The organism is Gordonia sp. (in: high G+C Gram-positive bacteria) (assembly GCF_012515855.1).
Classification (GTDB): domain Bacteria; phylum Actinomycetota; class Actinomycetes; order Mycobacteriales; family Mycobacteriaceae; genus Gordonia.
In genome coordinates, this window is sequence record NZ_JAAYXO010000002.1 from 23,184 (window position 1) to 30,500 (window position 7,317).

10 protein-coding genes are annotated in these 7,317 nt (G+C 68.1%); all 10 read left to right on the top strand.

Going from position 1 to position 7,317, the window contains the following annotated elements; all coding sequences use genetic code 11:
- Nucleotides 1–32: 32 nt before the first annotated feature.
- Nucleotides 33–476, top strand: coding sequence for a nitroreductase/quinone reductase family protein (locus GX543_RS00135; RefSeq protein ID WP_290849004.1), 444 nt, complete (start codon nt 33–35; stop codon nt 474–476).
- Between the two features lie 54 nt (nt 477–530).
- Nucleotides 531–1,358: a TIGR00730 family Rossman fold protein gene (locus GX543_RS00140; RefSeq protein WP_290849005.1), complete on the top strand. Its 828-nt coding sequence runs from the start codon at nt 531–533 to the stop codon at nt 1,356–1,358.
- Nucleotides 1,355–1,891, top strand: a complete 537-nt coding sequence (locus tag GX543_RS00145) for a TIGR00730 family Rossman fold protein (RefSeq protein ID WP_290849006.1) — start codon at nt 1,355–1,357, stop codon at nt 1,889–1,891. Before GX543_RS00140 ends, GX543_RS00145 begins: the two co-directional genes overlap by 4 nt.
- A 42-nt stretch (nt 1,892–1,933) precedes the next feature.
- Complete coding sequence (locus GX543_RS00150) at nt 1,934–3,706, top strand: long-chain-acyl-CoA synthetase (protein WP_290849007.1); 1,773 nt, start codon at nt 1,934–1,936, stop codon at nt 3,704–3,706.
- 123 nt (nt 3,707–3,829) lie between these two features.
- Nucleotides 3,830–4,642: a dihydropteroate synthase gene (gene folP / locus GX543_RS00155; protein WP_290849012.1), complete on the top strand. Its 813-nt coding sequence runs from the start codon at nt 3,830–3,832 to the stop codon at nt 4,640–4,642.
- On the top strand, nt 4,639–5,604 hold the full coding sequence (locus GX543_RS00160) for a glucosyl-3-phosphoglycerate synthase (RefSeq protein WP_290849008.1): 966 nt from the start codon (nt 4,639–4,641) through the stop codon (nt 5,602–5,604). Before folP ends, GX543_RS00160 begins: the two co-directional genes overlap by 4 nt.
- Nucleotides 5,605–5,608: 4 nt before the next feature.
- Nucleotides 5,609–5,974: a DivIVA domain-containing protein gene (locus GX543_RS00165; RefSeq protein ID WP_290849009.1), complete on the top strand. Its 366-nt coding sequence runs from the start codon at nt 5,609–5,611 to the stop codon at nt 5,972–5,974.
- Between the two features lie 154 nt (nt 5,975–6,128).
- Nucleotides 6,129–6,296 carry a DUF3117 domain-containing protein gene (locus GX543_RS00170; protein WP_006895853.1) on the top strand — a complete coding sequence of 56 codons (168 nt, stop codon included), beginning with the start codon at nt 6,129–6,131 and terminating at the stop codon, nt 6,294–6,296.
- A gap of 89 nt (nt 6,297–6,385) precedes the next feature.
- Nucleotides 6,386–7,144 (top strand): methyltransferase domain-containing protein, encoded by a 759-nt coding sequence (locus GX543_RS00175; protein WP_366929042.1) that lies wholly within the window; start codon nt 6,386–6,388, stop codon nt 7,142–7,144.
- Between the two features lie 67 nt (nt 7,145–7,211).
- The coding region (locus GX543_RS00180; RefSeq protein ID WP_290849013.1) for a sugar phosphate nucleotidyltransferase at nt 7,212–7,317 on the top strand (106 nt) is incomplete at its 3' end.

The following is a 7,317-nucleotide window of genomic DNA, read 5'->3' on the forward strand; positions in this document are numbered from 1 at the left end:
ATCAAGAACAGTGTTCTCGAATTGGAGGCGACATGACATCGATCGATCCAAAGGGCCGTCTGCAGGCCCTGTCCAATGCGGCGGTGGGGCGACTGGTCCGCCTCGGGGCCGCCCCGCGCGACTGCCAGGAGCTGCTGGTCGCCGGACGCACCTCCGGACGTGTCACCGCACGTCCGGTCAACGTCCTCCGCATCGACGATGCGCGGTTCCTGCTCTCGCCGCGGGGCCGTACCCAGTGGGTCCGGAACGTGCGGGCCGGATCGGCGGTGTCGCTTCGCCGGGGCAGGCGCACCGAAGCTGTTGCGCTGGTCGAGGTCGACGACGCGGGCAAGCCCGACCTCATTCGCGACTACCTGCGCAAGTGGGGTTGGCAGGTGTCCGGGCTTGTCGGGGGACTGACCGCGGACTCGTCCGACGACGAGATCCTCGCGGCCGCGCCGGGGTTGCCGATGTTCGAGGTTCAAGCCCGGTCCTGACGTGCACGAGGTGTTGGCCAGGCGTCGGCGTCGGCGGGTTGCTAGTGTCGCCGCATGAACGAAGGATCGTCTCCCGCCTCGCCCGAAACGACACCGGCAGCAGTGAGTTGGCGGTCGAAGACACCGACGCCTGACGACCCGTGCGTGCGCAACCTGGGTCCGGTTCAGGTGCGCGTCGAGGAGGGCGCCGAAGTCGCTCCGGCCGACCGCAGGTTGTTGGAGTGGGTGGATCCGCGCGACCCTGATCGCGCCGATCGCCGCATGGTCCGCGACTCGTGGCGGGTGCTCCGGATCCAGTCCGAGTTCGTCGCCGGTTTCGATGCGATGGAGAACGTCGCCGAAGCCGTCACGGTGTTCGGTTCGGCGCGGGTCAAGGAGCGCACGCCGGAGTACGAGACGGCGCGCGAGCTGGGGCGCCTGCTGGCCCATGAGAACTTCGCGGTGATCACCGGCGGTGGTCCCGGCGTCATGGAGGCCTCGAATCGCGGCGCGTACGAGGCCGGTGCGGAATCGATCGGGCTCAACATCGAGCTGCCCTTCGAACAGCACAGCAACCCGTGGCTCACGCTGTCGATGAATTTCCGCTACTTCTTCGTCCGCAAGACCATGTTCGTCAAGTACGCGCAGGCCTTCATCTGCCTGCCCGGCGGATTCGGAACGCTGGACGAACTCTTCGAAGCGCTGACGCTGGTGCAGACCGAGAAGGTCCTCAAGTTTCCGATCGTGCTGATCGGCACCGACTTCTGGGGACCGCTCGTCGACTGGCTGCGCAACACGCTGGAAGCCGAGGGCAAGATCTCGCCGGGTGACGTCGACCTGCTGCATGTGGTCGACACACCGGCGGAGGCCGTCGAGATCGTCGTGCGAGCGGCCCGTTCATGAAAGCCGTGTGCGTGTACTGCGCCTCGGGACCGGTGGACGAGGAGTACCTGGTCCTGGCCGCGCGCACCGGTGAGGCGATCGCCAAGGCGGGCTTCACGCTGGTCTCCGGCGGCGGCAATGTTTCGATGATGGGCAGCGTGGCGCGAGCCGCCCGTGAAGCGGGTGGTCGGACCATCGGGATCATCCCCGAGCACCTCATGGCGCGCGAGGTCGCCGACCTCGATTCCGACGAGTTGATCGTCACCGACACCATGCGGGAGCGGAAGCGACTGATGGACGAGATGTCGGACGCCTTCATCACCCTGCCCGGCGGGATCGGCACGTTCGAGGAGTTCTTCGAGACGTGGACCGGCGGTTTTCTGGGGGAGCACGACAAGCCGGTCGTCCTGCTGAATCACGAGGGCTTCTACGATCCGCTGCTCACCTGGCTGGACGATCTTCGCGCCCGCGGCTTCGTCGCGCAGCGCTCTCTCGACAAGCTCAAGGTATGTGAAACCCTGGGTGACAGTATTGTCTATCTGACTAATCGGTAAGGTAACGGCGTTCAGCAGGACGACGACGAAGCGAGGCATTCGATGAGCACGCAGGTTCCGAACAAGGTCGGCATCAAGGACGTCGTCCGGGGTGCGGTGAAAATGGTGCCCGACCTGCCCAACATGGTCCGACACGTCCCCGGCATGATCGTCCGGCCGCCCGCCGCCAAGCGCACCATCGGGCAGATCTTCGCCAAGCTCGCCGCCGACCATCCGGACCGACCGTTCATTCGTTCGCACGGCGAAACCCTGACCTACGGTGAAGTCAACCGTCAGGTGAACCGGTACGCGGCCGTCCTGGCCGGCCGCGGTGTCGGTACCGGTGACGTCGTCGGCATCCTCGCCAAGAACAGTCCGACCGACCTCATGATCATCCTTGCGACGCTCAAGCTCGGCGCCGTGGCGGGCATGCTGAACTACAACCAGCGCGGCGAAGTGATCGATCACAGCATGAAGCTGCTCGGCGGCAAGGCCCTGATCTACGACCCCGAGTGCATCGAGGCCTACGAATCGATCAGCCCGGATCGCCTGCCCGAGCACGTGCTCGACTACCCGGCGCTCGACACCGCAGCCGAGGGCAAGTCGGAGGAGAACCCGGCCGTCACCAAGACCCTGCCCGCATCGACCCTGGCGTTCTACATCTTCACCTCCGGTACCACCGGGCTGCCCAAAGCCAGCGTGATGAGCCACAACCGTTGGCTCGCCAACCACGACGGCATCGGCGGGCTGGCCGTTCGGCTTCGGTCGTCGGACACCATGTACGTCGCGCTGCCGCTGTACCACAACAATGCGCTCTCGGTCTCGCTCGGCGCCGTGTTGGCCGCGGGCGCCTGCATCGCCATCAGCAAGCAGTTCTCGGCGTCCCGCTTCTGGGACGAGATCATCGAGAACCGCGCCACCGCGTTCTGCTACATCGGCGAACTCTGCCGCTACCTGCTGGCTCAGCCGCCCAAACCGACCGACCGCCAGCACTCGGTTCGCGTCATCGTCGGCAACGGTCTGCGCCCGGAGATCTGGGACGAGTTCACCGAACGCTTCGGCATTGAACGCGTGGTCGAGTTCTACGGCGCCAGCGAACTCAACCTCGCCTTCGTCAACGCCTTCGACGTCAAGCGGACCGCGGGCTTCTGCCCGCTGCCGTTCCGGGTCGTCGAGTACAACGACGACGGCACGGCCAAGCGCGACGCCAACGGGCGTCTGCGCAAGGTCCAGAAGGGCGAGCCGGGTCTGTTGATCGCCGAGATCAGCGCGCGCGTCCCGGTGGACGGCTACACCGACACCACCGACACCGAGAAGAAGATCATTCGGGACGGCTTCAAGAAGGGCGACTCGTACTTCAACTCCGGCGATCTGGTGCGTGAGCTCGGCTTCTCGCACATCGCCTTCGTCGACCGGCTCGGCGACACCTTCCGGTGGAAGGGCGAGAACGTCGCAACCACCGAGGTCGAGGGCGCCTTCGACGGCGTCGCCGAGGTGGAACAGGCGGTGGCGTACGGAGTCGAGGTGCCGGGCTGCGACGGTCGCGCGGGAATGGCCGCGGTGCAGCTGCGCGCGGGCGAGACCGTGGAGCCCAAGGCGCTCGCCGATCGCTTGTACGGACTGTTGCCCGCGTACGCGATGCCGCTCTTCGTGCGGTTTGTTCCGGAGATCGAGACCACCTCGACCTTCAAGAACCGCAAGGTGGAGCTCCGCAACGAGGCCTACTCCGATGTCGGGGACGACACCCTGTGGGTGCTCGCCGGGCGCACCGACGGCTATGTGCCGTTCTACGACGGTTATCTGGCCGACGTCGCCGCGGCCAAGGCTCCCCGCTGACGGACGACGCGCGGGACCGGCGGACTGCCGCGAGCGGGCGCGTCGTAGGGTGAGAGGGTGAGCACCGCCCGTCCGGCCGCGACCCTCTGCGGCCGGCCCGTCGCCACCGACCGAGCCCTGGTCATGGCGATCGTCAATCGCACCCCCGACTCGTTCTACGACCGGGGTGCCACCTTCTCCGACGACGCCGCGAAGGCGCGGATCGACCAGGTGGTGGCCCAGGGTGCGGACATGATCGACGTCGGCGGGGTCAAGGCCGGCCCCGGCGAAGAGGTCGACGCCGTCACCGAGGCGCAGCGCGTGGTGCCGATGATCGCGTGGATTCGTCGAACCCATCCGAACATCCTCATCAGCGTCGACACCTGGCGCGCCGACGTCGCAGCGCAGGCGTGCGAGGCCGGGGCCGACATGATCAACGACACCTGGGCGGGCGTGGACCCCGACCTGGTCTCGGTGGCCGTGCAGGCCGGTGCCGGCCTGGTGTGCTCGCACACCGGGGGCGCCCGGGTCCGCACCCGGCCGCACCGGGTGGCGTACGCCGATGTGGTGGCCGATGTGGTCGCTGAGGTGACAGGCGCGGCGGAGCGCGCCCGCGCGGCCGGCGTTCGCGCCGACGGCATCCTGATCGACCCGACCCACGACTTCGGGAAGAACACCCACCACGGGCTCGCGTTGCTGCGAAACCTCGACCGCCTGGTCGACACCGGGTGGCCGGTGCTGATGGCGCTGAGCAACAAGGACTTCATCGGTGAGACGCTGAACGCCGAGCTCGGCGACCGAGTGGCCGGAACACTCGCCGCGACCGCGCTCGCCGCATCGCAGGGGGCACGCATGTTTCGAGTGCACGAGGTCGCCGACACCCGGCGGGTAGTGGACATGGTGGCCGCGATCGTCGGCACCAGACCGCCCGCCCGCAGCGTGCGAGGTCTGGCATGAACCCGGGACATGAAGGCGCGCCGTGGGTCGACCGCGGCGAAGGCGAGGCGCGCTGGTCACACACGCACACCTGGGATCACCCGGAGTGGAGCGTCGCCGATCTGGTCGCCGCCAAGAACGGCCGCACCGTGTCGGTCGTGCTTCCCGCGCTCAACGAGGAGGCCACGGTCGGCGGCGTCATCGCGACCATCGCGCCGTTGGTCGGCACTCTGGTGGACGAGCTGATCGTGCTGGACTCCGGAAGCACGGACCGCACCGCGGAGACCGCCCGCGCGGCCGGTGCTCGCGTGGTGACCCGCGAAGAGGCGATCCCGGACCTGCCGCCCGTGCCGGGCAAGGGCGAGGCCCTCTGGCGGTCGATCGCCGCGACCACCGGCGACGTGATCGCGTTCGTCGACGCCGACCTCATCGATCCCGATCCGATGTTCGTCCCCAAGATGGTCGGCCCGTTGCTCGCCGACCCGGAGATCCACCTGGTGAAGGGCTATTACCGCCGACCGCTGCAGACCGGCGACACCCAGGAGCCGGGCGGTGGCGGACGGGTCACCGAGCTCCTCGCGCGACCGTTGCTCACGGCGTTGAAGCCGGAGCTGGGCGAGGTGTGTCAGCCGCTCGGCGGCGAGTACGCGGGTACCCGCGAACTGCTCGCGTCGGTCCGCTTCGCTCCCGGTTACGGCGTGGAGATCGGTCTGCTCATCGACACCTACGACCGCTACGGCCTCCGCGGAATCGGCCAGGTGAACCTCGGCGTGCGGAAGCACCGCAATCGTCCGCTGCACGAGCTGTCGGTGATGAGCAGGCAGATCGTGGCGACCCTGCTCGATCGCTGCGGCATCGCCGACTCCGGCGTCGGCCTCACCCAGTTCGTCCCCGAGCCCGACGGCGGCTTCACCCCGCACACCACCGAACTGCTGCGGGGCGAGCGCCCGCCGATCGCCGAGCTCGGAGTATCGCTACCCTGAACACGTGGTGACGATCGGACTCTATGTGATTGGCGTGGCCGTGCTGGTCGCGCTCCTCTTCGCGCTGGTGTGGTTCGTTTTCGGGCGGGGGGAGGAGATGCCCCCGATCGAGAAGGGCACCACCCTCACCCGGCTCCCTCGTGCGGGAATCACCGGCGACGACGTCCGGACGGTGGTCTTTCAGCAGGTCTTCCGCGGATACAAGGCCTCCGAGGTGGATTGGACCCTCGAGAAACTGGCGCGGGAGATCGACGAACTGCGTGCCGTGGTTCACGACCTGGCCGCGCGCGACGAACTCGACGCGGGCAAGGCCGACACCGGCCCGATGCGACCGCTCGGTGCGCCCGGGGAGCACGACGCTCGACACTGAGAATCGGTGGTCGTCGATCCATCAGATCGTCGGAATCGGCGGCGGCAAAAGCATTCCCGGGCCGTACGCGACCACACTGCGCGCAGTGCACACGTGTGCGCGAAGTATCATGAACGGTGAACATCGTGAAATCCACGCGAAGGGAGCACGACACATGGCGGCGATGAAGCCACGTATGGGGGACGGTCCGCTCGAAGCGGTCAAAGAAGGACGTGGAATCGTGGTCCGGATTCCGATCGACGGCGGCGGCCGACTGGTCGTCGAACTGAACGACGAAGAAGCCTCGGCACTGGGTGAGGCATTGCGCGAGGTCACCGCCTGAGCGACCCGCTCGGCTCACGGTGGTCGGCGGCGGTCGGCCTGCTCCGGTGCCCGGTCTGTTCGGGCACGCTGCAGTCGGCCGACGCCTCGCTGCGGTGCGCCGACGGCCACTCGTACGACATCGCGCGGCAGGGGTACGTCTCGCTCCTGACCGGGCGTGGGACCAACCATCGGTCCGACACCGCAGACATGGTCGCGGCCCGTCATCGCGTGTTCGCCGCGGGCTTGTACGATCCGATCGTCGCGGCGGTCGCCGCCGAGTGCGCCGGCGCCCGAGTGGTGGTCGACGCGGGCGGTGGACCGGGGCAGTACCTGGCCGCCGCACTCGACGCCGCCGACCAGGCCGTCGGCATCAGTCTCGACCTCTCCAAGTTCTGTGCGCGGAGCGCCGCCAAGCGGCACCCGCGCGGGTTCTCGGTGATCGCCGATCTCTGGTCCGGACTCCCGGTCCGCGACGGAGCGGCCGACGTCGTCCTGTCGATCTTCGCGCCCCGCAACGCTGCCGAGACCGCGCGCGTGCTGAAGCCCGGCGGACGCTGGATCATCGTCACTCCCGAACCCGGTCACCTCGCCGAGATCGTGGAGCCCATGCACATGCTGTTGGTGGGCGAGGGCAAGGGCCAGCGTCTCGCCGCCGAGGTCGCGGACGACTTCGACGACGTCGCCGTTCGCCCGGTGCGCTCGAGTGTGGCACTCGATGAACCGATGCTCGTCGACATCGCGGCGATGGGGCCCGCAGGATTCCACCGCACGCGCGAGCAGCTCGCCGAGTCCGCGGCGACGGTCGTCGCAGACGGGCCGGTGCGCGCGACGCTCGATGTCACGATGACGACGGCTCGGCGCCGCTGAAGTGTGGCGGTGGACCCATTTCACTTGTCGGGTGGTCGGCTTCTCGGCGGGCGGATATGTTTGATCTGTGAGATCACAACCGCATGTTCTCGGGATCGTCCTCGCCGGCGGTGAAGGCAAGCGGCTCTATCCGCTGACCATGGACCGGGCGAAGCCCGCCGTCCCGTTCGGCG

Bases quoted from the DNA above. Each gene is read 5' to 3' on its own strand.
- GX543_RS00135 (WP_290849004.1), top strand. From the start codon at position 33: ATGACATCGATCGATCCAAAGGGCCGTCTGCAGGCCCTGTCCAATGCG.
- GX543_RS00140 (WP_290849005.1), top strand. From the start codon at position 531: ATGAACGAAGGATCGTCTCCCGCCTCGCCCGAAACGACACCGGCAGCA.
- GX543_RS00145 (WP_290849006.1), top strand. From the start codon at position 1,355: ATGAAAGCCGTGTGCGTGTACTGCGCCTCGGGACCGGTGGACGAGGAG.
- GX543_RS00150 (WP_290849007.1), top strand. From the start codon at position 1,934: ATGAGCACGCAGGTTCCGAACAAGGTCGGCATCAAGGACGTCGTCCGG.
- folP (WP_290849012.1), top strand. From the start codon at position 3,830: ATGGCGATCGTCAATCGCACCCCCGACTCGTTCTACGACCGGGGTGCC.
- GX543_RS00160 (WP_290849008.1), top strand. From the start codon at position 4,639: ATGAACCCGGGACATGAAGGCGCGCCGTGGGTCGACCGCGGCGAAGGC.
- GX543_RS00170 (WP_006895853.1), top strand. From the start codon at position 6,129: ATGGCGGCGATGAAGCCACGTATGGGGGACGGTCCGCTCGAAGCGGTC.